We start from the raw sequence: 25,744 nt of genomic DNA, 5'->3' as shown, positions 1-25,744 counted from the left end.
TCATATTTTAATGGATCACACGAATAAAATCCGTCAGATATGGCGGTTAACATCCCTTTTTTTGTTCCTCAGTATCATCAGCCTTGCTGCCACAGCACAGGTCCAGGTAAGCGGAAGCATTAACGACCAACAGGGAAATGGAATCAGCAAAGCCACCATTAAATTCAAAAGTGGCAAAGACCAGTTAAATCTCAGCAGCGATTCATTGGGTAATTTTTCCATAATCCTGTCTAAAGCTGCAAACTATACCCTTACCATCAGCGCAATTGGTTACAGTACCTTTTCTAAAAACTACCTTATCAATGGTTTGGGTGATTTTAAATTAGATCCGATCCCTTTATCACCAGCCAATGAAGAGTTGCAAACAGTAGAGATTATAGGTACGAATGGTAAAAAGTATTACGGCAACTATTCTTTTTCGGCAACCAAAACTGCTACTTTAAATAAGGATATTCCGCAGGCCATTTCATCCATATCCAAAGAACTGATAGCCGATAGACAGGCAGCCGTGCTTGCAGATGCGGTTAAAAATGTAACCAGTGTATCGCAAAGCAGTTTTTACAACCAGTTTTCTATCCGCGGAATTAACCAGAACGAAGAAGGAACAATCATCAATGGGATGCGTACCCGTCAAAATTATTTCAACCAGCCACTCACCAATAATCTGGAAAGAATTGAAGTCATTAAAGGCCCGGCAAGTGCTACATTCTCCAGTGTTGATCCAGGTGGGAGCATTAATCTCGTTACTAAAAAACCGCTAAGTGAAGACCGGAAAGAAATCAGCATCTCTGGCGGGAGTTTCAGTACCGTTCGTGGTGCACTGGATTTTACGGGTCCTTTAAACACAGAGAAAACCTTGCTTTACCGGCTCAATTTAGGTTATGAAGATAGTAAGAGCTTTAGAGACTTACAGTTTAGGAAGGGTTACATCATTGCTCCCTCCTTTTCCTACATCCCGAACGACAAAACCAGTTTAAATGTAGAGGTGGTGATGAATAACAGCAATTCCAGACTGGATCGCGGACAACCTATTTTCGGTGCCATAGCTGGTCAGACCGATCTGAACAGTACACCAATCCGTTTTAACCTTGGCGCCAGTAACGATAAATTTAATACGCAGGACCTGATGCTGATGGCCAATTTTTCTCATAAGATTTCTAAAGGTATTTCCTTTAATATGGCCTATATGAAACAGAACTGGAATGAAGATCTGGTGGAACACCGTACCAACAATGCATTTGCGGTGGATGAAAATAACCAGCCCATTCGCAGCCTGGCGGGAATGATTGCCGTACAGCGTCAGCAAAAATTTGCCACCGATAACATCAGTACTTATCTGTCCATCAATACCCATACTTTTGGTTTGGAGCATAAAATGGTAGTGGGTTATGACCGCATCATGAACCAGAAATTAAGAGGTGGCGGTATCAATACCGCTCAGGGCTATCGCTTAAAGGATGGAACAATTGCCACCAGGTATGATGTGACGAAGAAAGATCTTTACCAGTTTCGTGTAGTGAATGGCGTGAATGCTCCAGTTCCAAATGTAGAACATTTCAACCTCGCCAATCCATCTTACACGCTCAAAAACCTGAATGATTATGTTTTCTCGAAAGTAGAAATCCCACCTTCTTATTACCTCGTAAATGGTGTCTATCTTCAAGATCAGATTAAATACCAGCAGCTTACTTTAACACTAGGCCTGAGACAGGAATGGTATGAAGATTACAGCAATTACAGGCTTTCAAACGAAAGTAAAATCAGTCGGCACAAACTCTTGCCAAGGCTAGGTCTTACCTATGCTGTAAATGCGCATATCAATATTTACGGAACTTACCTCCAGGGTTACCAGCCACAAGGAAATACCTCCAGCCTGGTAATTGTTCCACCACCGACCGGTTCTAACTTTAAACCGCTGGAAAGTAACCTGAAAGAACTGGGTGCTAAATCTGAATGGCTTGAAGGTAATCTGATGGTTAACATTTCCCTTTTCGAAATCAACCAGAAAAACTTGCTGATGAATGCCAATGATCCATTTGATGTAAACCGCCTGATTGAACGGGGCGCACAGCGAAGCAGGGGAATTGAGATAGAATCATCTGGTTTCATCAGGCCAAACTGGCAATTTAACGTGGGCTATAGTTATGTAGATGCTGTTGTAACCGAAGACATTGATCCATTAATCATTGGCCAACGTGTACAGAATACCCCTAAACACAGCGCCAGCTTATGGACCCGTTACAACATGGAAAGCAGAACTTTGAAAGGCATTGGCTTTGGTGCCGGGTTACAATACAGCGGCAATAAGCTCCCCTTATACATCAGAGATTTCACCCTTCCGGGCTTTACCGTCGCTGATGCCGCAATTTATTATACCCCCGCAGCATCCAGAGTTCAATTGGCCATGAATATCAATAACATCTTCAATAAAACCTATTGGGTTGGTGCCCAGAATTACCTACGCCTTTTCCCAGGTACGCCAAGAAATGTCATGTTTAATGTAACCTACAGAATATAATGCCAAATATTACCTTCACCATTGCCAAACAAACCTACCAATCAACCTTTGGGAATAAGGCTACGTTAGTGCTCACCATTTTGCTGGGACTTTCACTTTGCCTGGCTACCTATGTAGGCTGGCAGAATTTTAAAACACAGAACAATCAACGGCTTTACTATAAAAATATGGTAAGGGCACAGTGGTTGTCTAAACCAGATAAACACCCCCACCGGATGGCGCACTACGGCTATCTAGCCTTTCGGGAAAAACATGAACTGAGTTTCTTCGATTTTGGGATAGAAAGCTTTGCAGGTGTTTCTATCTTTTTGGAAGCCCATAAACAAAATACCGTAAATTTCAGTGAAGCGGGTTTTTCTAACGGAATGCTGCGCTTTGGCGAGATTAGCATTGCGATGGTATTGCAATTATTGGTCCCACTGCTGATCTTTTTTCTGGGTTACAATAGTATATCAGCAGAGCGGGAATCGGGAACCCTGAAAATTTTGCTCTGTCAGAACGTTAGCTGGAAAAAACTGCTTTGGGGTAAAACCCTGGGCATTATTGGTGTGGCCTTAACCATTTTTATTCCACTCATTCTGTTGACCATTTTACTTTGGGCCTCTTTAAGCAACTGGCAAATCAGTATAGACGCAACACTGCGCCTATTGATTTTAATTTTAAGCTATTCCATTTATTTCTTCATTGTTTCTGCCATAACCATATTGGTTTCGGCTTTTCAGCGAAGCTCAAAAACAGCATTGATTACCCTGTTATCCTGCTGGATATTTTTCGTGATTTTAATGCCGAGAATCATTCAGGCGATAGGTACGAAGATTCACCCCACCCCTTCCAAAATCGAATTTGCGAATGCCATTTCAGAAGATATTCAGAAACAAGGTGATAGCCACGATCCGAATGATCCGCATTTTGCAGCCATAAAAGATTCATTATTACGGAGATATCAGGTTGATGATGTGAAGAAACTGCCCTTTAATTATGGCGGCTATATTATGGCAGAAGGTGAAAGAATCACTTCCCACATTTATAGTGATCATCAGCGCCAGCTGAACAATACTTTTGATAAGCAAAACAGTTTCACCGTATTGGCAGGTTTGCTAAACCCTTACTTATCGCTAAAACAAATCTCAATGGCCCTCACCGCTTCTGATTTTAAAACCTATGTCGATTTTCAAAACCAGGCAGAGGCTTATAGATATGGGTTGGCGCAGAAAATGAACAAACTTCAAATCGATAAAATCAGTAACCACTCCCCTGGCGAACATGAAAAGCCTTTATCGATCAGTAAATCCAATTGGGCAGAACAGCCAGATTTCAATTATAAATTTGATCATTTGAGCAATGTTTTAAAGCACGAATTGCTATCACTAATGGCTTTGTTCACTTGGTTCATCGTAATCCTGCTCCTTCTCCAATATTCATCTAAATGGATTAAAACCATATAATGTTATGAAAAAAAGCACCTCTAATTTAGAATTTAAACTTTTCTTCAGAAACCGTTCGGCTTGGATTGGCATTTTAATATTGCTGCTTACAGGTTCTGCCGGATTATATTTTGGAAAAACTTTTATTGCCAATCAACAAGCCGTAATTGAAAAGGCAGCCGTATTGCAAAAGAAAAACACGCTCGACAATATCAAGCACTTTAACAAAGACATCGGTTTGATTTTCTTCCACAACAAATTCTCTACGGCCAATTTCCCCGATAGATGGGCAGCCTTCGCTAACGGACAGCGAGATGTGAATCCTTACCTGATATCGGTAACGATGCTGGGCATAGAAGGACAACTTTATGATACCGATATCACCAATCCGGTAAGCATGCTTTTAGGCAATATGGATCTGAGCTTTGTTTACTTGTTTTTATTCCCGCTCGTAATTATTGCTTTCACGTATAATCTCATCTCTGAACAGCAGGAAAGTGGGATATGGTCTTTACTCAAATCGCAAACCAACGCATTGGTAAACGTAATCTGGAAAAAATTTCTGATCAGAATCGCAGCTGTTTATGCGGTAGCCTTTTTGCTCCTTATTGCCGCGGTTATATTTTTGCACTTACCCATAGATGCTACCCTGGCAGCTGTTGCGGGACTAATCATCCTTTACCTGGCTTTCTGGTTTGCAGTATCTATTTTTATCGTGTCTTTAGGACGCTCATCAAGCTACAATGCATCTGCACTCGTAGCCATCTGGGTAGCCATTTGCATTGTAATCCCTGCATCTTTAAACCTTTTGCTTACACAAAAATATGGCGTACCAGAAGCTTTGCAGAATGTAATTAACCAGCGTGAGGGATATCATGAAAAGTGGGATATGCCTAAAGAGGTGACCATGAAACCCTTTTTTGAACACTATCCGCAGCTAAAAAGATATCCTTTTCCTGCTGATAAAAGTTTTAGCTGGTTCTGGTATTATGGTATGCAACAAATGGGTGATGATCAGGCGATAAAAAGCAGATTAGCAGTGGCTGATAAATTGGCTGCCCGACAGGATTTCACCAACATAGCCGCACTCTTTTTCCCAACCATTCAAGCTCAGCTGGCAGTAAACGAACTGGCCGGATCTGATTTGAATGCACACCTGGAGTTTCAGCAGGCGATAAGAAATCATCATGAAAAAATTCGCCTACACTTCTATCCGAGCATCTTTCAGGAAAAAGACATCGCCTCAACCGATATTAAAAGCGTTGGATTAAAAAAGTTTATTCCTACAAAAGTCCATGATTGGAGTAGGCTTTTATCGCTATTGATCTGGACCTTGGTTTTCACGACAATCGCATTCAAAAATCTAAAAGGCAATGCTTTAGTGAGAAATACAGATAGTAAGTAACATTGTATAACGCAAGAAGTATCTATATGAAATCATTTCGGTCGGTGAGGCACACGACCGTTAGAAGGAAGTCTAAAAGCGAGTCGTAGCGAAATGCTTCGGCTCGTTTTTGCACTTTGATATCACCACCTGTCATTCCGAGCGCAGCGAAGAATCGCCAACCTAAAAGCACTGAAACCAACCTTAACCCCGCCTAACTTCCTTTTAAACCATTCTCCACTTAATTCACAAACCTTCAATAACTTCCTGTCATTCAGAGCGCAGCGAAGAATCCCCAACCTACAAAAACCGAAACCAACCTTACCTACCCCCCCCTTTATCGCACTTCTTCAGTCAACTTATACTTCCTGTCATTCCGAGCGCAGCGAGGTATCCCCAACCTAAAAGCACTGAAACCAACCTTACAGCACTTTATCACATAAAAAATTAAAGTGTTAATTTTAAGAAAATATACCTTTTCACCACCCTCCTAATGCCTTAATGGTTAAACTTACGAAGTTCTGACTCCCTCGCAACTTTGAAACTTCGTAAGTTAATCATATAAAATCAAATGCTTTACAATGGACGGATTACAAAACCATAATCGTATGATTTATTCATAAAACGGTATTCATTCAGTGGTTTAGCACCCCATGAATTTAAGCCACCTACGCCCCTTTGAAACAAATCAACGGCAATAATGGCATCCGGATTAGGGATAATATCTGATGAATGTTGCTGTTTCTTAGTCATTCCAGGATCAAGGTCTTCTGGCAGGTTATTGGTTGCGCTAATGGATAGTGGCTGTAAACCGAGAATTTCAACACCCTTACCATCACTATTTTGCAATTTCAACCATCGTGCATCAGTTTTATTTCCTGATTCCTGAGGGCGATAATAAGGAAAGAGCTGGTCTTTCACCTTACCCTTCCAGATATTCATAAAAGTATCTCCATTCCGATCAATATAATTTTCATAAGGACCACGCCCATACCAGGTAAACTGATCATGATCACCAGACATGGTCATTAACATGCCAAACCGCACCATTTCCGGAAGGTCATCTGCCATAGCCCGATAACCCGCCTCTACCTTCATACTTCCATCGCTGTTTACGGTATAATTAAGGTTCACCAATGCTTCAATGCCCCGAAGTTTGGCCTCATAAGAAATTAAAACGCCCTCATCACTTTTTTTAATGCCTTTATATTGATAAATCACATTATATCCGGCGGCATCCCATAAGCGCAAAGTCCGTTGAGCACCTTCACCAAATTCATTATCATTTGGCGCCCGCCAGAAATTAAGTCGTGGCAATTCATTAAAAACTTTCTGTCCATTCATAGTCATGTTGATTAAAGACTGTCCATTTTTAATCGAAAACTCATAAGCTACCTCATTGGCTTTGACCACAATTTTATCTGCCTGATCTTCAGTAGTAATCTGTCCGGATTTTGGTTTAGTCAATACGAAATATTGATTTGAAGGAAAGGAAAACTCCTCTTTAGCCACCTCAAAATCTTCGGGTATAAAACGATCAGCTTTGCTGGTATAGGCAAAGACCTGGAGAAAATATTCTACTCCAGCCTGCTTCTTCATATCAGGTAAACGAAGTTGAACGTCTCTTTTTGAATCTGCCGGGATTTGAACATTGAAGTTTCCCTGTTTAACTGCTACACCATTTCTTAACAGCACCCACTTGTAGTGATAATTCTTACTGGTTAAATCTGTGAATTTAAAATCATTGATTACAGTAATAATACCTTTGCTGATGTCTTTAGGTTTAAACAAAATATTCTGATAAACCTTTTTAACAATATGGGTATGAGGCAAATATTGTTGATCAGGCGAAATAATACCATCCATACAAAAGTTATCACTATTCATTTTTTGATAACCATTTAAATCGCCACCATAAGCCCAATAAGGTCGTCCCTGCTCATCGGCAGTTTTAAAACCGTGGTTATACCACTCCCAGATAAAACCACCCTGCATGTTTTTACTCGTACGCATCAAATCCCAGTAATTCTGAAAATTGCCCATACTATTTCCCATGGCATGCGCATATTCGCACATAATAAATGGCCTGCCTAAATCTTTTTTAGCATCACGCACCATGCTGTCCCATGATGGATACATCGGACAGATAATATCAGTGTTTCGATCTTTCTGATGCGCCTGTTCATATTGTACAGGCCGACTTGGATCACGTTTTTTCGCCCAGTCGTAAAGATCAAAAAAGGCCTTTCCATTACTGGCTTCATTTCCTAAGGACCAGAAAATCACGGAAGCATGGTTTTTATCGCGCTCCACCAAACGCACCATCCGGTCGAGATGTGCATCACGCCACTCAGGCAAGTTCGAAACATTTTCCGGACCATAACCTAAACCGTGCGACTCCAGATTGGCTTCATCTACCAGGTAAAGGCCGTATTGATCACATAATTTATACCATAAAGGTGGCTGTGGATAATGCGAAGTACGAACAGCATTAATATTTAACTCCTTCATCAACTGAATATTCCGGAGCATCACTTCTTCTGAAACCACCTGACCAGTTACCGTATTAAATTCGTGCAGGTTTACCCCTTTAAAATAAATTTTCTTACCGTTAATAAACACTTGTCCATCTTTAATTTCAGTTTTCCTGAAACCGATTTGATGTGAAGTAGTCTCGATAACTTCTCCTTTACTATTTTTCAAAATCAAGAGCATATTGTAAAGGTTTGGTGTTTCAGCCGTCCATTTTAAAGGCGAAGCAACTGTTCCCGCCAGGTTAAGGTTAAGCATACCCTCTGCCGGAATTTCTACTTTACTTTGTTTTTGAAAAACAAGATGGTTAGCCTGATCCATAAGCTGTACTTCTATATTTTGCACAGTCAGATTTTTACTATAATTTTTTAGGGTAAGATCAACATCAAATATTCCGTTTTGATAATTTGCATCTAAAGTGGGGTGTGCAAAAAAATCCAGAATCCGGGTTTGTGCAGTACTGTAGAGATAAACATTCCTGTTGATGCCGCCCATACGCCACATGTCCTGATCTTCAAGATAATAACCATCGCTAAATTTGTGCACCTCACAAGCCAGCAGATTTACACCAGGTTTTACGTAATCCGTGATATCAAATTCTGCCGGGCTTTTTGAGTTTTCGGTGTATCCTACTTTTTTACCATTTACCCAAACATACATGGCATTGGTGCCACCCTCAAAATGAATCAATACCCTTCGGCCTTTCCAGTTGTCTTTTAAAGTAAACTCCTGCCGATAGGCACCCACAGGCGAATCTTCCCGATCAATAAATGGTGGATTGGGCTTAAAGCCAAAACCTTCACTTACGTAAATCGGAGTGCCGAAACCATTAAATTCCCACGTACCCGGAACAGGAATGGTAGCCCATGATTTAACATCATAATCTGTTTTATAAAAACCCTGTGGAATTTGTGCCACCTTTGGCACCCATTTGAATTTCCAGCGACCACTTAAGGATTGATAATAAGGGGAAGAACTATAATCGTTCTTTAAAGCCAAATCCCGACTGGGATATGGAATAGATGTGGCCCTGGTATTTTCTTTGTTAATGGCGTAAATCTTCGGATTTTCCCATTCAGGTGTTTCCTGCGCACAAAGATGAATGCTAAAAAAAAGCATTAATAAAATCAAATATTTATTCATTTGCCTGGAATAGTTTTATGGTAGTAGAGCACTTTTAATGTCGTTGCAATATACGGCAGCGCTTTCCCACTTTATACTATCCTGTTGAAATGATCAAAATCTAGTCAATACTGATCAAAATATGCATTTATGAATAATGGCCTGATTCATAGAAATTTTATGAGTCAGGCCATTAATAGACTAATATTTTTTCTCTTCCTCATCATCTGGCCGGATGATTAACCTCAAAGTTGGATCATTAGTAATGAAACTCCAGAGCCAGTTGAAGGCCAGCTTGGCCTTATTGCGGAAGCCTGCAATAGGAATAATATGGATAAACAACCAAACCAGCCAGGCGAAAAATCCCCTGAAAAATCCTTTTGGTAAATCTACCACAGCCTTAAATTTAGCAATAATAGCCATAGAGCCTTTATCATTATACTTAAAGGCTTTCATCGGTTTTCCGCTATCTACAGCAGATAAATTTTCGCCCAGCAAATCACCTTGCTGAATGGCTACCTGCGCCAATTGAGGATGTCCGTTGGTAAAACTTGCATCACTGAGCTGAAGACACTGATCGCCAATAGCATAAACGCCCTTTAAGCCTTCTACCTGATTAAATGCATCAACCAGAATCCTTCGTCCCTTACCAATCGCCTCTTTGGGTAGACCAGGAACCTCACGGGCAATTACGCCTGAAGCCCAGATTAAGGTAGAAGCTTCAATCTCGGTGCCATCTGAAAGAGAAACAGATTTACCGTCGTAATTTTGTACTAGTCTTCCCAACATAATCTCCACACCAAGATTTTTAAGCACTTTAACGGCTTCAGCCTGGCTTTTATCACTCATGGGTGCCAAAAGTGTTTGTAAGCCATCAACCAGATAGATTTTACCTAAGCCGGATTTTGCTTCCGGATAATCCTTTTTGATAATGTGACTTCCCATTTCAGCCATCATACCCGCAAGTTCTACACCAGTTGGTCCGCCGCCCGCAATGACTACACTAGATAACCTTTTCTTATCCGCATCCTGATCAGCACGCACTGCCTTTTCCAGCTGAAGCAGGATGTGATTACGCATCCGTAAGGCATCATCAATACTTTTCATTGGTAGGGAATTTTCCTTAATCTGATCATTGCCAAAAAAATTGGTTTCCGTTCCCATTGCAAGTACTAGAATATCATAATCCAGTGTACCATTATCCGTTACTACCTGTTGTTGATCTGTAAGTACCTCTTTTAACACGCCCATAAAAAACCGGGTGTTTTGATGGTGAAACATTTTCCTGAAAGGGTAAATAATGTTTGATGCTTCAATAAAAGCCGTTCCAACCTGGTACAACAGTGGTGGAAAGAAATGATAATTATGCTGATCTACGAGAGTAACCTGATGCGATGTACTTTTGGATAGCTTTTTAGCAAGATTAAGACCTGCAAAACCACCTCCAATGATAACAACTTTCTTCATATTATATTTTAATGCTAATTCACGTCAAGTGCTAATATTGTATATTTATTTGATCACTGACGTTCTTTTTTCCTGTTACCAACAGAACAAATTTAAAGCGATAAAGTTAGGATTTATTCATTTTATCCGAAGAAGAAGCTATAAATAATGAAGCTTTTTAACAAATAAGAATCCATTATAATCCATTAAACAGGTTTTGTTTTTATGTGGCAGAAAAATATTATGCCTTATATTTTTAACACATAAGGAACATTAGAGCCATATCAGCTCGGCAATGCATCAGGCTTTAAACCTTTTAGCTTATATTTTTCTTACATGTCTATATGGTTTAAAAATATTATGCCTTATATTTTTAACACATTAGGAACATAAGATCCATATCAGCTCGGCAATGCATCAGGCTTTAAACCTTTTAGCTTATATTTTTCTTAAATGTCTATATGGTTTAAAAATACTACGCTCATATGGTTTAACAAATAAAGAAAAAAAGACCCCTATAAGCTCGGCAATGCATCAGGCTTTTTTTATACCTTTTAAACTTATATTTTTCTTAAATGTCTTATATGGTAGAAAAAACACATTGCCTAAAATTGTTAACACATAAGGAATATGAGAGCCATATCAGCTCGGCAATGCATCAGGCTTTATACATTTTCAACTTATATTTTTCTTCTATGTTTTATATGGTAGAAAAAACACATTGCCTAAAACTGTTAACACATTAGGAACATAAGATCCATATCAGCTCGGCAATGCATCAGGCTTTAAACCTTTTAGCTTATATTTTTCTTAAATGTCTATATGGTTTAAAAATACTACGCTCATATGGTTTAACAAATAAAGAAAAAAAGACCCCTATAAGCTCGGCAATGCATCAGGCTTTATACATTTTCAACTTATATTTTTCTTCTATGTCTTATATGGTAGAAATACATCGCCTAAAATTGTTAACACATAATGAACATGAGATCATACAAGCTCGATGGTAGGATCACTTTGCTAATCTTTCAAATCACCAAAAAATTTAATCTGTCTGTAACCAATCAGATAAAACTTCGTCTACCCTATTAATTACCATTACTATCCCTGTTTAAATGAAACTAATTTCGTTCACTACTATTTTCCTTTTATCGCTTAGTTTGATCAATGTATCAACCCAGGCACAACACCTAACTGCATCAGATAGTATAGATGTCTTTTTAAAAAATAAAATGCAACAACGCCGTATACCAGGGTTACAGATTGCTGTTATCCGTAATGGTCAGATTATAAAGAACAATACCTTTGGAAAAGCCAACCTGGAATACAATATTGATGCAACAAACGAAACTGTGTTTTCCATTAATTCTATCACAAAAGCTTTTGTAGGTATTGCCATTATGCAACTGTCGGAAGAAGATAAATTGAAAATTACTGACCCACTCTCTGTTCATTTAGACAGCTTACCAGATGCCTGGAGAAATATCACGATACAGCAGGTATTAAGTCACATATCCGGACTGCCTGATATCATGGATGCAGATGAACAAGTGCTAGGACATAACGATGAGCGAGAAGCCATGCGAAAAGTAAAAGCACTGCCTATTGAATTTCAACCTGGGGAAAAATTTAGTTATAATCAAACAGGCTACGTATTGCTTGGCCAGATGATTACCAAATTAAGTGGTATGCACTTCACTAAATTTATTGAAGACAGGCAGTTTAAAGTTTCTGGAATGAAATTAACCCGCTTTGGTGATTCTTATGATGTGATTCCCAACTATGCGGGTGCTTATACCCTGACTAAACAAATGGGCGATCGTTTCATCAGAAACAAAACGCCTGGCCATGCTTATATGCAATTTCCCATATTTTTCAGAACAGCTGCCGGAATTCAATCTACCGCAACTGATCTGGGCAATTGGATTATTGCTTTAAAAAGCGGGAAGCTTTTAAAAAAGCCAGCCAGTATTGACCTGTTATGGACTCCGGCTAAACTTAATAATGGAAAAACTTGCGGATTTAATCTGTTGACGAATGGCTATGCCTTGGGCTGGCCAACCGTTACCCGCAAAGAACATCCAGCAGTTGGACCTGTAGGCGGAGGCAGATCTGCCTTATTCGTTTATTTAAAAGACGATCTTTCCATTGTAATATTAACCAATTTAATGCAGGGAAACCCAGATCAGCTGATAGATGAAGTAGCGGGTTACTATATTCCCGATATGCATGAAGCCAATGGCTTCGGTTTACCCGCGAACCTAAAAAAACTAAGAACTGAGCTATTAAAGCAAGGTTTCGATAGAGGTATTACAGTGGTAACACAGCTGAAAAAGAAAGACCCAACTTTTCAAGTTAATGAAAATGAACTTAATAGCTGGGGATATCAACTGGTTAGTCAGAAAAATTTACCAGCTGCGCTTTCTATATTTAAATTGAATGTAGTCTTATACCCAGGAAGTGCAAATGCCTTCGACAGTTTGGCCGAAGCATATGAAATTATGAATAACCAGGTAGAAGCACTTATAAATTATAAAAAGTCGTTGGCTTTAAATCCTAAAAATAAGAATGCAGCTGATCGGATTCAGGCATTAACGAAATAATCCAATTTTTTTAATAACAAAACAAGTCCTCCAATTTGAGTTGGAAGACTTGTTTGAAGTAAAAACAGGCTGTTTAAATAGACTGACCATAAATGTTATCCATCACGTTCAGGTGATACTATTCATTCAATAGCCAGTTAATTATTTTGCCAACATTAATGATTCCTTTTTCAATAAACTTTTAAATTGATCGGGCAAAACATCAAAAGTATTTTGAGAAGCTGATAAACCATCTTTATCAGTAAACATTCTGGTGGTACCAACAGGTACAAGGAAGATATTCGCATCATCGCCTTCTTTTGATACCAGGTATTTGCTCCAAATCAGGTTTTTCATAGATCCCCCCGCAGCTTCCCCACTAATCACATCAAGTGCTACATAGTTAATACTGCCCGACTTCCCCTTAGATTGTGAAAAAACGGTAAATAAATTATTCTCACCAGATATATAGGTCGCACTATTATCGCCACCGCGGTCAGTGCCATTACTTAATTCTTTATATTCCATGCTCACCGTATAATCCGTAGTGTTCTGATTTTTAAACTGAACTTTATAATCATTGAAATAGGTTCCCTGACGGCTGTTTCCTGAATTATCAAATGTGCAATAAGCCGGGCTAAATAAAAACACACCATTAATGGTTGGAGGCGTAGTACCGCTATTGATGGTCATACCATTTTTTTTCAGACTTTCCAGAATTTCCGGCGTAATCACATTATTGACCACCATTGGATATTTAGGCCCCAGCGGACCAGTAGGGGTTTCTTCCGGCTTTTCCTTTTTGCAGGCCAAAAATAATAAGGGAAACAACAATAATAGCGAAGATAATTTAAATAGACTTTTCATAGGTTTCATATTTTTTAGATTAAAGCTTAAATGCGATACCAACATTCAATACGGCAAGACTCTGATAGCCCACTTCTGCAAACACGCTGGTACTATTTGAGAAATAATATTTACCACCCGCAAATAAGCCGAAACCTACCCCACTTCCAGTCGTGCCGTTGAAGCCATCGTTGTCACTCACACTGGCAATCACATAACCCAGGCTGGCACCACCATAAATATCAAATTTAGGATCAAGCTTTAACAATTCATTAAAGTGATACGAACCCCTGGCACCAATGTAAAATGCATTCTGCTTAAAGCTGTAGTTGGAACCCGGCAAGTCTACATTGTACTTAGAACTCGCATAGGCCACCTGTCCACCCACGCTGATTTCATCTGTAATACCTTTCTCAAAAGAAACACTAGGGTTTACCGGCAGTGAAGAAGAGTAACCTGAACCAAAAAACGGGCTCCCAATACCAATCCCCACATTGAGTAGGTTATCACCTTTACTATAAGCCCTAAGGGAAGAACTGTTGCTTTTAGATGCTGTAGCCTTGGTTTCCGTTTTGGCCTTTGGCGTAGCCTTACTTTTTGATTTAGACTGGGCTGATGCACTAACAGCAAAAGCCATAAAAAAGGACATCATTAATAATTGCTTTTTCATTAAGATCAATTAAATTACGGTTAAATAAATGGATGTATTGGATTAAAATTTGCCTTTAAAAAAGCATTTAAAAGGTTGTTCAAAGATACCCCCCTCCTAATTACCCGTCCTATACCCTTTTTTAGGTAATTTTATATCATTGAAAAAAGGATGTTAGCTAGGTGATTTGTGGATGGTGGAATGTTGGGGTTTGATATAAAAAATAATTAGTCCCGATATTTTTCCTCATTTCAAAAGTTTTAGAATCAAACCGATAATTGGGTGTTCCATTTATTGAGTGATACACCAAAATATTTGAAATAGTAACGTATAGTTATTATAGAAATTTTCTTTAACCTGGAATGAAGAGAATATCTTCACTGGTAAAAATTTCCGAACCCCAAAAGCCATAATTTAGTATCTTAGCGTAATCAAAAAGAAATGATCACCCAAATCGATCCATCTGATTAAAAATCCCCAAATAAAAATATCCTAAAGTCCAACTTTACCCCACCTTTACCCCGCATTTAGGCCACCTTCGGGCCAGGCTTGCCTCGTACCTGCTTGCATAATGCTTCACACTTACTTCTATTGAGCTGTAGTTTTGGCGTAGATTAGGTAGGTTAAAGGTTTGCTTCACTTTAAATTGGCGGGTTAACGATAACTAAATAACAGGTAAAGAGAAAGTTATCTTAAGGTATTGTTGGTGTACGGCTGTGTCGGAGAAAGCAGGGTAAAAGGGACAATAAAAAGCTTCGGGATTTTAGCATAGCGGAATCCTCTTTAAACAAAAAATCCTCCCGCTAAAGGAGGATTTTCGTGATCCCGCTGGGATTCGAACCCAGGACCACTACATTAAAAGTGTAATGCTCTACCAGCTGAGCTACGGAATCATTATTGAGGTCGCAAAGATAGAAATATTTTATATAAAACAACAAGCATTTAAATAAACTAACCCTCTCCCACCTGAAACCACTGATTCACAGCAAAATATTTTTCATGAATAAATTACTGGAATTAATTTTAGTTCAACACCAGCTGTTAAATCTACACTACAAACACCTGTTAAACCGTTGAAAACTTTTGGTAGATAGCATCATTAAAATTATAGATATTTGGCCAAATATTCTCTGAGCATGGTTTAAAGCAATAAAGCAAGATTCAGAAAACAGCAGCATATTCGAGATCAGCAAATGATCATGAACAGATTTTACAAAAAGCAGGAAATTCATGCGGTATGAGTTTATCTCCTTTTCGTAATAAGTATGGTTCAATTATTTTATTCAAAAACATGCGCAAAAAATTTTAAATTCAGGATTACATGAGTAACTTTTTATACGGAATTGATTTTGGAACAACCAATTCTGCACTATCCATTTACGACGAACAGAAAAAAGAGATTATTGATACGATTTCTATCCCCTCACTCATTTACTTTACCGAAACCAAAAGTATGGTTGATGGAGAAAGTCATATTGTGGGTGAAAAAGCCATCGAAGCTTACTTGAATGATGGCATGAAAGGACGTTTCATTAAATCCATTAAACAAATCCTGTCAAGGAGCACATTTACCGAAACCCGGATCCACAACAAACGCTATACCGCATCAGATTTAGTTACGCTAATTCTCAAAGATTTAAAGACGAAAGCAGATCAAATCATTGGCGAAGAATGCAATAAGGCCGTAATCGGAAGACCCGTATTTTTCGATGACGATAACACATCGAAAGATACCTTAGCACAAACCCGATTAAAAAAGGCGGCAGAAATGGCGGGTTTTACAGATGTCCGTTTCCAGTTTGAGCCGATTGGTGCCGCTTTTGCCTACGAGAAAACCATTAAACATAAGGAAAGAGTACTGGTAGCCGATTTAGGTGGAGGTACAACAGATTTCACCTACCTGATTCTTGATCCCGAAAAAGTAGGTAGCCAAAACCGGAAAAACGATATGATTGCTTCCGGTGGTATTTATATTGGAGGTGATAGCCTCGATTCTGCCTTTATGTGGGATCGTGGAACACCTTACTTTGGTAAAAATACCATGTACGAAGCCACGCCCGGAAAAAAGTTAAACGTCCCTAAATCACTTTTCGCCAATATCTGTACCTGGGATAAAATGAATTTCTTTAATGGCCTGAAAATCCAGAAAGAAATGGAGGATTACTATTATTATTCAGGAAACGATTCAAAGTTTAAAAACTTGATTACCCTCGTCGATCAAAATTTAGGCTATTCCGTTTTCAGGGCCATTGAAAAAACAAAGATTGAACTTTCCGATCAGAAGCAATCTGACTTCCGTTATTCGAATATGGGGATCGAAATAGATGAAAGCATATCTATTGATCAATACAATGGCATTATAGAAAAGGATGTTAGTAAAATTGAAGCCTATCTTAATCAGTTTATGGAAGCACACCAAATCAAACCAGAAGATATCGATTGTTTATTTTTAACCGGCGGAACATCAATGGTTTCTGCGATTCAGAAACTGTTCAAAACCAAGTTTCCGCATATTCCACTCAATTCAGGTGATAATTTTAAAAGCGTAGCCAAAGGTCTGGCATACAGCGGTTACCTTTTTGAAAATTAAAAGACTAATCTTCCAAACAACTAACCAACCTCCCACTAACCAACTAACTTTCTAAACACCTAATCCTATAACCAACTAACCCCTCCCTACAGCGATCCCCCCTCCACCAGGCAAGACTCATCAATAATGGTTTGTGCGAAAGAACTTCCTGCAATACAGCGCATCATTCTACTCAGGGCAAGTTTTCCCAGCTTGAAGCCGCTGGTTTCGGCATAAGTAATCTCCGGATAAAATAATTTAGGAATCATGCCATCACTGATGCATATAATTCCGATATCCTTTGGAAACTTCAGGCCTTTTCGCTGTACAGCCTTCATTACGCCGGTAAGGATTTCATCACTCATGCAAAATATGGTAAGATATGTTCCATTATAATCAGCCAGCATAGTCAAAATGAGTTGTTCTGCCTCATCAGCACTATTTGCATTTACATTTTGTAGTCGAATCACTGGGTTGCCTTCTACAAGTACCCTGTTAAATGTTTGATAACGAACTTGAGTGATCGGCATATTTGGATCGCCAAAAATACCCAATACATCATTGCTACCCTTTTTCAGGATTGCTAAAGCCGCCAAAGACGCGGCCTGCTCATTAGCAATGCAAATTTTATTACACAATTCATAAGCAGGCACCTTATCAAAAAAAATCACCGGGATACCGTATTCATCCAGTTTTAAAAATGGCGCAATATCTTTGGTTTCAGTTGTGATGGAAATAAATACACCCGATACCCGTTTAAGTCTGCAATTTTTTAAAATTTCCAGTTCAATCTGAACATCATTCGAAGAACGGTAGATAAATATAGAATACCCGTGTTTCCTAGCATCCTCCTCAATTGAACTGATGAAAGAGTGATAAAAGAAATTGGATAAGCTGGGCACCACAATGGCAAACTCCTTATTGTTGTGTGTGCGCAGGTTTACCGCATAAGGATTAGGATCATATTCAATCAGTGCGGCAAGCTCATTAATTTTTCGTTTGGTTTCAATAGAAATATCCGGATGATCTTTTAAAGCTCTGGAAACTGTTGAAATACTCACATTTAATTGCGCTGCAATTTTTTTAAGTGTTGGGCTAGGCTTCATTTAAATATTTGGTTAATCAAATATATGTTTTCTACAACAAACATTTGCGGAAATGTTACCGCAAACGTTTGCGGTAATAATTAATTCATTTTCATAGTTTTAAATGTGAATTTAGTATATCTTCACAGAAATTATAAATGCAGTAACCCATTAAAGCGATCCCGGCTTTAAATCTGCAAATAACCAAATATGAATTGTTGAGATGGATAAAAATCTATTTTCAACCTAACCGTACATGATATGAGACTAAATCTTTTATATACTTTATATTTTCCCAATTTATTTACTGCACAGGGTAATACTCATAAGGCCAATTTACATCCTGAAAAGTCCGTTGTACCACAACAGCAGTCGTTTGGGTTATTGTTTATGACAATCAAATAGCGGTAAAATGATTAACATTCAACCTGTAAAAACGAAGAACGTTTTAACTGCTATTAAACTTAATTCAAGTTCCATCATTGCCAAGCGCATGGGCTTTTTTAGCATTCCATACAGCTTCAGTTTCCAGCAAACCAACATGGTAACCATTTATTCTTATTTAGAGGCTAATGCAAGTCAGTTACCACTATTAAATTCAGCCAGTCCTCTAACAGACTTAATTATTCAGCCTGTTATCGGCGCAATGAGTGATAAAACCACTTCAAAATTCGGAACCGGGCACCTGCATCGATTATGTTCTTGAAAAGCTTAAAAAAATTAAAAAGCTTCTATAATTACCTTTCAAACAACTAACTAAACCAATATAAACATGATTAGCACACTACCACCTTAAAGGAACATTTGATTTTAAATTAATTTTTTACTTACCAACTAATTAAAACAAATATGAACTTTACTTTACTTAGCAATCAGACTGTTTTTAACTATAAACAGAAATTGCATTTCCTGGGAAAGCTGACGACCCTCATTTTTTTTATGATAGCGTTCAGCATGACCGCCTTTGCCCAAACAGTGGTAAAAGGAATTATCTATGATAATGATAAACTGCCATTGGTTGGCGCAACCATACAGGTAGCAGGCACCAACGTAAAAGCTCAAACAGATGCTGAAGGGAAATATCAGATCGCCGTACCTTCTGCAACTTCAAAATTGATTGTAAGCTTTGTAGGCTTTGAATCTCAAACTGTTAGCGTTAACAATCAAACTTTACTAAACATTACACTTAGCTCTCTGAATAATCTGGATGCAGTTGTAGTAGTGGGTTATGCCTCTGTTAAGAAAAGTGATCTTACAGGAGCTGCTGCCACCGTTTCAGCAAAGGATTTTAATAAAGGGCCGCTTAATGCCCCAGATCAACTTATCCAGGGAAAAGTAGCTGGCGTGCAAATGATCAGCAACAGTGGCCAGCCAGGCGGTTCCTCTACGGTTCGCATCAGAGGAAATTCGGCCATTACCGGATCCGGACAACCCTTGTATGTAGTAGATGGTGTGGCATTGGACGGACGTTCGGCCAGGCCTTCTGCCAGCGCAGGGATAGGTACGGCTCCTGATGGAAATCCACTCAATTTCATTAACCCGGCTGACATAGAATCTATGGAGATTCTGAAAGATGCATCTGCCACAGCCATTTATGGCTCAAGAGCAGCCTATGGTGTGGTTTTAATTACCACTAAACGTGGAAAATCTGGCGACACTAAAATAGACATTAGTGCTTCTGCAGGTGTGGGAAACATTGCCCGCAAGGTTGATGTGTTAACAGGTGACGAATATAGAGCCGCCCTTAAAAAATATGGCTTAACCAGCGGAGATTTTGGTAACAGTGTTAATGCTTTAGATGAAATTTTAAGAACCGCTTACAACCAAAACTATTCTGTTGGCATCAGTGGTGGCACAAATGGCAATACTTTCAGGGCATCTTTAGGTTACCAAAATCAGCAGGGAATTATTAAAGGCTCTGATTTTAAAAAATATAGTGCTGGCTTTAATGGAAACTTCAAATTCCTGGAAAGTAAAAAACTTGGTTTGGATATAAATATGATCAGCAATCAGTATTTGGAAAACATTGCACCCGTTACCACTGATGCAGGTGCCACCGGAAGTTTGATCAGTCAGGCACTAGCCTGGAACCCTACTCAGTCTTTCTACAATGCAGATGGAAGTTTATTTATTGATTATGGTTCTACCACCATCAATCCATTAGCCTCACTAGCCGCAAACAGCGATAAGGCCAAGGTATCAACCATTTTAGGAAGTGTATCACCATATTACAAAATCACACCTTGGTTAGAGTACAGAATGTTAGCCAGTGTTAATTACAGCACCGGGATTAGAAGAGCTTCTACCAGAAGTACTTTAAACCTTCAGGGAATTCAGCCTTCTGGAGACTTTTTAGGTGGTTATGCCAGCTATTCTAACACAGAATTAGTAACTCAGCAGTTTACCAATACTTTAAATTTTAACAAAGAAATTGTTTCTAAACTGAATTTAAATGCGGTTATCGGTTATGAATATTCAAATTTTATAAACAAGAGTGCGGTAAATACGGCAACTGGTTTTGGAAATTTGCCTCTTGATTATACAGATGCTTTTGAAGCAACACTTAAGGCAAACAGAACTTTTGTAACCAGTTATGATCCAACAACAGAGTTACAATCATACTTTGCAAGGGCTATCTTTAACTATGATAATAAATATATATTAACAGCAACCGTTAGGGCCGATGGTTCAACAAAATTCGGTGCTAACAATAAATATGGTTATTTCCCATCATTTGCTGCAGCATGGAACATTAAAAAAGAAAGTTTTCTGGCTAATGTAGTCTGGCTGGATTTGTTAAAAATCAGAGCTAGTTATGGTATTACCGGTAATCAGGATTTCCCTTCAGGATCATCACAACAACGTTTCGTATATAGAACACCAAGTAAAGCCGGAGATCCTATTCCGCAGGTTGGTATCAACAACCAGAACGATAATTTGAAATGGCAGGAAGATAAACAAACCAACGTAGGTGTAGATTTTGGCTTATTTGGAAATAAACTAACGGGATCTATCGATTACTTCAATAAAACCACAAAAGATTTATTGTATCCGCAAACAGCATTTGCTCCGGCCGAGCAAGGAAATGTAATCACCTGGACAAATTTAAGCGGTGAGATTATCAATAAAGGTATAGAGATGAGTTTAAATGCCAATATTATTGAAAAAGATAACTTATCATGGTCTTTAGGAGGTAACGTAACCTATATTAAAAACAGAGTTAAAAATCTGAGCGACCTGATTAAAACCGGTTCATTAAGTGGGCAGGGATTAAGCGATGTAACCACAGAAGTGATTCAAAATGGATTACCATTATTTGCCATGGTAACCAGACAATACAATGGTTTAGATGCCAATGGATTCTCTTTATATACTGATGATGGATTTACTAAATACTATGTTGGCAATCCTAATCCAAAATTCATTATGGGTTTCAGCACAAATTTGAGATACAAAAAATTATCTTTTACCGCTAACTTCAATGGTTCATTCGGACAAAGTGTTTACAACAATACCGCAAATTCAGTTTTAGCGATTTCCAATCTGGGTACCAGAAATGTGTCATCAGGCATTCTTTCTTTACCCGTTCAGGAATCTCTTGCCAACCCGATTGCTGCATCTTCGAGATATATAGAAAAAGGAGATTATGTAAAATTAGCAAATGCAACCTTAAATTATAATATCGGTAATATCGGCAAAGCAATCAAATCATTAAATGTTTACCTCAACGGCCAAAACCTTTTCGTCATTACAAAATATACAGGTTTTGATCCGGAAGTAAATGTAAACAAAAGTGTAAATGGTGTTCCTTCTGCAGGTATAGATTATACAGCATATCCAACAGCAAGAACATTCAATTTTGGTGTTAATTTCTCTCTTTAATCATTCAATTGAAATCAAATGAAAAATAAATATATAATCGGCTTTATAGCAGCAACGCTAGCGCTATCCGGCTGTACCAAACTAGATGAGAATTTAAATGGCCAGGTAAATTCTGGCACACTTTCTCAAGGAAACGTACCAGGACTAATTTCTGCAGCTTACATCTCTATGAGAGGTCCTTATCAAGCACCATGGAACTGGTCTGCTCTGCAGGAAGTAACATCCGATGAAGCCATTGTTCCAACAAGAGCAGGTGACTGGGATGATAACGGCGCATGGAGAGCACTTCACTTACATAAATGGGCTGCGGATGATGGCAGGATCTCTGGTGTATTCAGAGATTTAAATAGCATAAGCTATGCGTCTACTACGGTTTTAAGATTTAGTCCAACTCCGGCACAATCTGCTGAGGCACGTTTTCTCAGAGCTTTTGCTCAATTTTCCATTTTAGATGGTTGGGGCCAAGTTCCTTACCGCGAAACTGGTGAGGGTGTAACCCTTCCTTCTAAAGTGAGAAATGCATCTGAAGAAATTGCTTATTTAATCTCAGAGTTAACAGCAATCATTCCAGACTTACCAAACGGTCCTGCAAACGTATCAAATAAGAATGCTGCAAAAACTTTATTGATGAAAATCTACCTTAATAAAGGCGCATTCTTAAACCGCAACGCACCTACGTTTGATGCTGCTGACATGGCCAAAGTAATTTCATTAGCTGATGAAATTGCAACAGGAGGATATTCACTGTCTACCAATTATTTTGACAACTTTGCTCCTTCAAACAATGTTATCTCCAGAGAAAATATCTTTACTGCAGAAAACACTGCAGGAAATGATGGTAGTGATTTAGATGGTATGTGGAAATGTACTTTACACTACAATCAAAACCCGAATGGTTATAATGGATTTTCAACCTTATCAAATTTTTACGACAAATTTGAGGCTACAGATAAAAGAAGAGGTGGCAGCTATACGGGGCAAACGAATATATCTGGCATTAGAGTAGGCTTTTTAGTTGGTCAGCAATTTGATCAGACTGGTGTGGCTTTAAAAGACAGAAAAGGAAACCCATTAGCCTTTACGCCAGAAGTAAACATTATCGAAAGAGATCCAAATCACCTGGAAGTGGCTGGAATTCGAGTAGTTAAATATGCGATTGATTATGCAAATGTTGGCTCAAAAAAACCAGATAACGATTGGGTATATTACAGATATGCTGACGTTTTGTTGATGAAAGCAGAAGCTTTGCTTAGAACTTCACAGGCTGGCGCAGCCCTAAACATTGTTAATTCCATCAGAACGGTAAGAGGTGCATCTGCATTAGGATCTTTAACCCTAGATAACCTGTTAGATGAACGTGGCCGTGAGTTGTATTGGGAAAGTTTTAGAAGACAAGATTTAATTCGTTTTGGTAAATTCCTTGCTGCCTGGCAAGAAAAACCAGCCAGTGATGCGAAATATCTTTTATTTCCGATTCCTGACAATCAACTTGGCAATCCTAATCTGGTTCAGAACCCAGGTTATTAAACTCATTAACCTTTAACCTAAGGCTGAACCAAAATAATTAATACATCATTAATCATTTTGGTTCAGCCTTTTCATTTTACAACTATTAAGTTAAGTCTTAAATGATGAAAATAATCAACTTCATATCGCTTTTGGTCTGCCTGCATATACACACTATGGCACAAGATCCCTGGATCTTAAAATCAGAAAAAGTTGAACCGGGAAATTATTATGGTGTAACAGTAGCCAATGGTATGATTGGCATAGTATCTTCCCCAGAACCCTTCAAAGTTAAAAATGTTGTTTTAGCTGGTGCATACGATACTTATGGTCGTGGCCGAGTTAGTAATTTTTTAAATGGCTTTAACCTGCTTAACATGTATCTGGAGGTTGATGGATCAAGGCTTGATGCCCAGAATACCCAAAACATGCAGCAACAGCTGGATATGAAACATGCCACTTTTACCACCCAACTGCAGTATGGAAAAAAGGCTGACATTACATACACCTATTATGCACTAAGGCAATTGCCTTACACTGTTTTAATGGATGTAACCATTACTGCAAAAGAAGATTTAAAGCTTACAGCGGCAAGCGTAATGGAAACACCTGATGCCCTTCGCGATGTAGAAAATTATTATAACGAAATAGACAGGCCACATGTTACGCTGAGTTTACTTACTTCAACAGCTAAAAGCCCGACTGGAAAATTGCAGCTCTGTGCCTCAAACAGTTTTATGTTTACGGAACAACATGGTAGCGAACCAAAAATTATTCATGAAATGTGGGATAATAACAGCCATTTAATGAAGTTTAGCAAAGCATTAAAAGCTGGCCAAACCTATACTTATGCAGTAGTTGGAAGCACCATTAGTTCTGCTCAACATGCAGACCCTTTGAATGAGGCTGAGCGAATGAGTATTTTTGCTAAACTGGAAGGAAAAGAACGTTTGATTAAATTCCATAATAAAGCCTGGGATGACTTATGGAAATCTGATATTATTATTGATGGAGATAAACAGGCACAACAGGATATCCACAGCATGCTTTATCACCTTACCTCCTTTTCACGTGCAGGCACATCATATTCACTTTCACCAATGGGACTATCCGGTTTAGGCTATAACGGCCATGTATTTTGGGATACTGACATCTGGATGTTTCCGGCACTATTGGTGCTACATCCAGATATTGCTAAATCATTGATCGAATACAGGTTTAACCGTTTGGAGGCCGCCAGGCGAAATGCCTTTGCACATGGTTATAAAGGTGCCATGTACCCTTGGGAAAGTGCTGATACGGGTGTGGAGGAAACACCGGTTTGGGCATTAAGCGGACCATTTGAACACCACATCTCTGCAGATGTTGCACTTGCAGCCTGGAATTATTACAGCGTAACGCAGGATAAAACCTGGCTAAAAGAAAAAGGCTGGCCAATCCTTTCAGAAACTGCAGACTTTTGGGCAAGCCGTGTAGAACGAAACGGCACCAATCATTTTGACATTAAAAATGTAGTCGCCGCAGATGAATGGGCTGAAAATGTAGATAATAATGCTTTTACAAATGCAGCAGCTAAACTTAATTTAAAAAATGCCAATGCTGCGGCAGCCCTTCTAGGTTTGCCTCAAAATAAAGATTGGGAACTGGTAGAAAAAAATATTCCCATTCTCAAACTTGCAGATGGTGTGACTAAAGAACATGCAACTTATAAAGGTGAAGGCATTAAACAGGCTGATGTGAACTTATTGGCTTATCCACTAAAAGCCATTACTGATAAAAATCAGATTGAAAAAGATTTGGCTTATTATCAAACCAGAATTCCTGATGAAGGCACACCTGCAATGACCCATGCCATATTCACACTGTTATATGCAAGATTGGGTCATCCGGATCAGGCATATAAGTACTTTAAAGAGTCTTATTTACCAAACCTGAATCCACCATTTAGGGTAATTGCAGAAACAAAAGGTGGTACTAATCCTTATTTTGCTACCGGAGCAGGCGGTGTGTTGCAAAGCATATTAATGGGATTCGGTGGCCTTGATATCACTGACAAAGGAATTATCCAAGTACCGAGCAATCTTCCTGAACATTGGAAATCTCTGAAGATCACTGGTGTTGGAATGGAAGGAAAAACATTTACTGTATTAAATAAAAATTAAACGATAATCAGAATTATTATCCTGGAGCCAGGAATAA

The 25,744-nt window shown here is 38.7% G+C and carries 14 protein-coding genes and 1 tRNA gene; 9 read left to right on the top strand and 6 right to left on the bottom strand.

Features of this window, described 5'->3' with window-relative positions; genetic code table 11:
- Positions 1 to 10: 10 nt before the first annotated feature.
- From AN34_RS20280 to AN34_RS20270, 3 genes are read left to right on the top strand one after another with little or no spacing between them, the layout of a single operon-like run.
- Positions 11 to 2,518, top strand: coding sequence for a TonB-dependent receptor (locus tag AN34_RS20280; protein ID WP_082468477.1), 2,508 nt, complete (start codon positions 11 to 13; stop codon positions 2,516 to 2,518).
- Complete coding sequence (locus tag AN34_RS20275; RefSeq protein ID WP_029288699.1) at positions 2,518 to 3,963, top strand: DUF3526 domain-containing protein; 1,446 nt, start codon at positions 2,518 to 2,520, stop codon at positions 3,961 to 3,963. Before AN34_RS20280 ends, AN34_RS20275 begins: the two co-directional genes overlap by 1 nt.
- Before the next feature lie 4 nt (positions 3,964 to 3,967).
- Positions 3,968 to 5,347, top strand: a complete 1,380-nt coding sequence (locus AN34_RS20270) for a DUF3526 domain-containing protein (RefSeq protein WP_029288697.1) — start codon at positions 3,968 to 3,970, stop codon at positions 5,345 to 5,347.
- Between the two features lie 555 nt (positions 5,348 to 5,902).
- Here AN34_RS20270 and AN34_RS20265 read toward each other — a convergent pair.
- Together AN34_RS20265 and AN34_RS20260 are read right to left on the bottom strand one after the other, a co-directional pair.
- Positions 5,903 to 9,001 carry a glycoside hydrolase family 2 TIM barrel-domain containing protein gene (locus tag AN34_RS20265; RefSeq protein WP_029288696.1) on the bottom strand — a complete coding sequence of 1,033 codons (3,099 nt, stop codon included), beginning with the start codon at positions 8,999 to 9,001 and terminating at the stop codon, positions 5,903 to 5,905.
- Positions 9,002 to 9,181: 180 nt separating this feature from the next.
- A complete protein-coding gene (locus tag AN34_RS20260) occupies positions 9,182 to 10,447 on the bottom strand; it encodes an NAD(P)/FAD-dependent oxidoreductase (RefSeq protein ID WP_029288695.1) in 1,266 nt (421 codons plus the stop codon).
- 1,094 nt (positions 10,448 to 11,541) lie between these two features.
- Here AN34_RS20260 and AN34_RS20250 point away from each other — a divergent pair.
- The gene (locus AN34_RS20250) at positions 11,542 to 13,029 is read left to right on the top strand and encodes a serine hydrolase (RefSeq protein ID WP_029288694.1); all 1,488 of its coding nucleotides are present in this window, start codon (positions 11,542 to 11,544) and stop codon (positions 13,027 to 13,029) included.
- Between the two features lie 141 nt (positions 13,030 to 13,170).
- Here AN34_RS20250 and AN34_RS20245 read toward each other — a convergent pair whose 3' ends face one another.
- The 3 genes from AN34_RS20245 to AN34_RS20235 all read right to left on the bottom strand — a co-directional run bounded on the left by AN34_RS20245 (position 13,171) and on the right by AN34_RS20235 (position 15,396).
- Positions 13,171 to 13,875: a hypothetical protein gene (locus tag AN34_RS20245; protein ID WP_157263363.1), complete on the bottom strand. Its 705-nt coding sequence runs from the start codon at positions 13,873 to 13,875 to the stop codon at positions 13,171 to 13,173.
- Between the two features lie 19 nt (positions 13,876 to 13,894).
- The gene (locus tag AN34_RS20240) at positions 13,895 to 14,524 is read right to left on the bottom strand and encodes an outer membrane beta-barrel protein (RefSeq protein WP_051666759.1); all 630 of its coding nucleotides are present in this window, start codon (positions 14,522 to 14,524) and stop codon (positions 13,895 to 13,897) included.
- 799 nt (positions 14,525 to 15,323) lie between these two features.
- Positions 15,324 to 15,396: transfer RNA gene (locus AN34_RS20235), tRNA-Lys, on the bottom strand.
- 428 nt (positions 15,397 to 15,824) lie between these two features.
- On the opposite strand from AN34_RS20235, the gene AN34_RS20230 reads away from it, so the two are divergent.
- Positions 15,825 to 17,093, top strand: coding sequence for an Hsp70 family protein (locus tag AN34_RS20230; RefSeq protein WP_029288691.1), 1,269 nt, complete (start codon positions 15,825 to 15,827; stop codon positions 17,091 to 17,093).
- An 86-nt stretch (positions 17,094 to 17,179) separates the two neighbouring features.
- Here AN34_RS20230 and AN34_RS20225 read toward each other — a convergent pair whose 3' ends face one another.
- Positions 17,180 to 18,178 carry a LacI family DNA-binding transcriptional regulator gene (locus AN34_RS20225; RefSeq protein WP_029288689.1) on the bottom strand — a complete coding sequence of 333 codons (999 nt, stop codon included), beginning with the start codon at positions 18,176 to 18,178 and terminating at the stop codon, positions 17,180 to 17,182.
- Positions 18,179 to 18,569: 391 nt separating this feature from the next.
- Here AN34_RS20225 and AN34_RS20220 point away from each other — a divergent pair, with 391 nt between their 5' ends.
- The 4 genes from AN34_RS20220 to AN34_RS20205 all read left to right on the top strand — a co-directional run bounded on the left by AN34_RS20220 (position 18,570) and on the right by AN34_RS20205 (position 25,707).
- Positions 18,570 to 18,863: a hypothetical protein gene (locus AN34_RS20220; RefSeq protein ID WP_029288687.1), complete on the top strand. Its 294-nt coding sequence runs from the start codon at positions 18,570 to 18,572 to the stop codon at positions 18,861 to 18,863.
- Positions 18,864 to 19,006: 143 nt separating this feature from the next.
- Positions 19,007 to 22,039 carry a SusC/RagA family TonB-linked outer membrane protein gene (locus AN34_RS20215; RefSeq protein ID WP_231625593.1) on the top strand — a complete coding sequence of 1,011 codons (3,033 nt, stop codon included), beginning with the start codon at positions 19,007 to 19,009 and terminating at the stop codon, positions 22,037 to 22,039.
- 18 nt (positions 22,040 to 22,057) lie between these two features.
- Positions 22,058 to 23,566 carry a RagB/SusD family nutrient uptake outer membrane protein gene (locus AN34_RS20210; RefSeq protein ID WP_029288683.1) on the top strand — a complete coding sequence of 503 codons (1,509 nt, stop codon included), beginning with the start codon at positions 22,058 to 22,060 and terminating at the stop codon, positions 23,564 to 23,566.
- 155 nt (positions 23,567 to 23,721) lie between these two features.
- The gene (locus tag AN34_RS20205; protein ID WP_231625592.1) at positions 23,722 to 25,707 is read left to right on the top strand and encodes a glycoside hydrolase family 65 protein; all 1,986 of its coding nucleotides are present in this window, start codon (positions 23,722 to 23,724) and stop codon (positions 25,705 to 25,707) included.
- Positions 25,708 to 25,744: the final 37 nt, after the last annotated feature.

The organism is Pedobacter sp. R20-19, assembly GCF_000708265.2.
In the GTDB taxonomy this organism is placed as follows: Bacteria; Bacteroidota; Bacteroidia; order Sphingobacteriales; family Sphingobacteriaceae; genus Pedobacter.
Note: the sequence above shows the minus strand (reverse complement) of the source record. Positions and strands in the feature narration are given on the sequence as shown.

Bases quoted from the DNA above. Each gene is read 5' to 3' on its own strand.
- AN34_RS20280 (WP_082468477.1), top strand. From the start codon at position 11: ATGGATCACACGAATAAAATCCGTCAGATATGGCGGTTAACATCCCTT.
- AN34_RS20275 (WP_029288699.1), top strand. From the start codon at position 2,518: ATGCCAAATATTACCTTCACCATTGCCAAACAAACCTACCAATCAACC.
- AN34_RS20270 (WP_029288697.1), top strand. From the start codon at position 3,968: ATGAAAAAAAGCACCTCTAATTTAGAATTTAAACTTTTCTTCAGAAAC.
- AN34_RS20265 (WP_029288696.1), bottom strand. From the start codon at position 9,001: ATGAATAAATATTTGATTTTATTAATGCTTTTTTTTAGCATTCATCTT.
- AN34_RS20260 (WP_029288695.1), bottom strand. From the start codon at position 10,447: ATGAAGAAAGTTGTTATCATTGGAGGTGGTTTTGCAGGTCTTAATCTT.
- AN34_RS20250 (WP_029288694.1), top strand. From the start codon at position 11,542: ATGAAACTAATTTCGTTCACTACTATTTTCCTTTTATCGCTTAGTTTG.
- AN34_RS20245 (WP_157263363.1), bottom strand. From the start codon at position 13,875: ATGAAAAGTCTATTTAAATTATCTTCGCTATTATTGTTGTTTCCCTTA.
- AN34_RS20240 (WP_051666759.1), bottom strand. From the start codon at position 14,524: ATGAAAAAGCAATTATTAATGATGTCCTTTTTTATGGCTTTTGCTGTT.
- AN34_RS20230 (WP_029288691.1), top strand. From the start codon at position 15,825: ATGAGTAACTTTTTATACGGAATTGATTTTGGAACAACCAATTCTGCA.
- AN34_RS20225 (WP_029288689.1), bottom strand. From the start codon at position 18,178: ATGAAGCCTAGCCCAACACTTAAAAAAATTGCAGCGCAATTAAATGTG.
- AN34_RS20220 (WP_029288687.1), top strand. From the start codon at position 18,570: ATGATTAACATTCAACCTGTAAAAACGAAGAACGTTTTAACTGCTATT.
- AN34_RS20215 (WP_231625593.1), top strand. From the start codon at position 19,007: ATGAACTTTACTTTACTTAGCAATCAGACTGTTTTTAACTATAAACAG.
- AN34_RS20210 (WP_029288683.1), top strand. From the start codon at position 22,058: ATGAAAAATAAATATATAATCGGCTTTATAGCAGCAACGCTAGCGCTA.
- AN34_RS20205 (WP_231625592.1), top strand. From the start codon at position 23,722: ATGGCACAAGATCCCTGGATCTTAAAATCAGAAAAAGTTGAACCGGGA.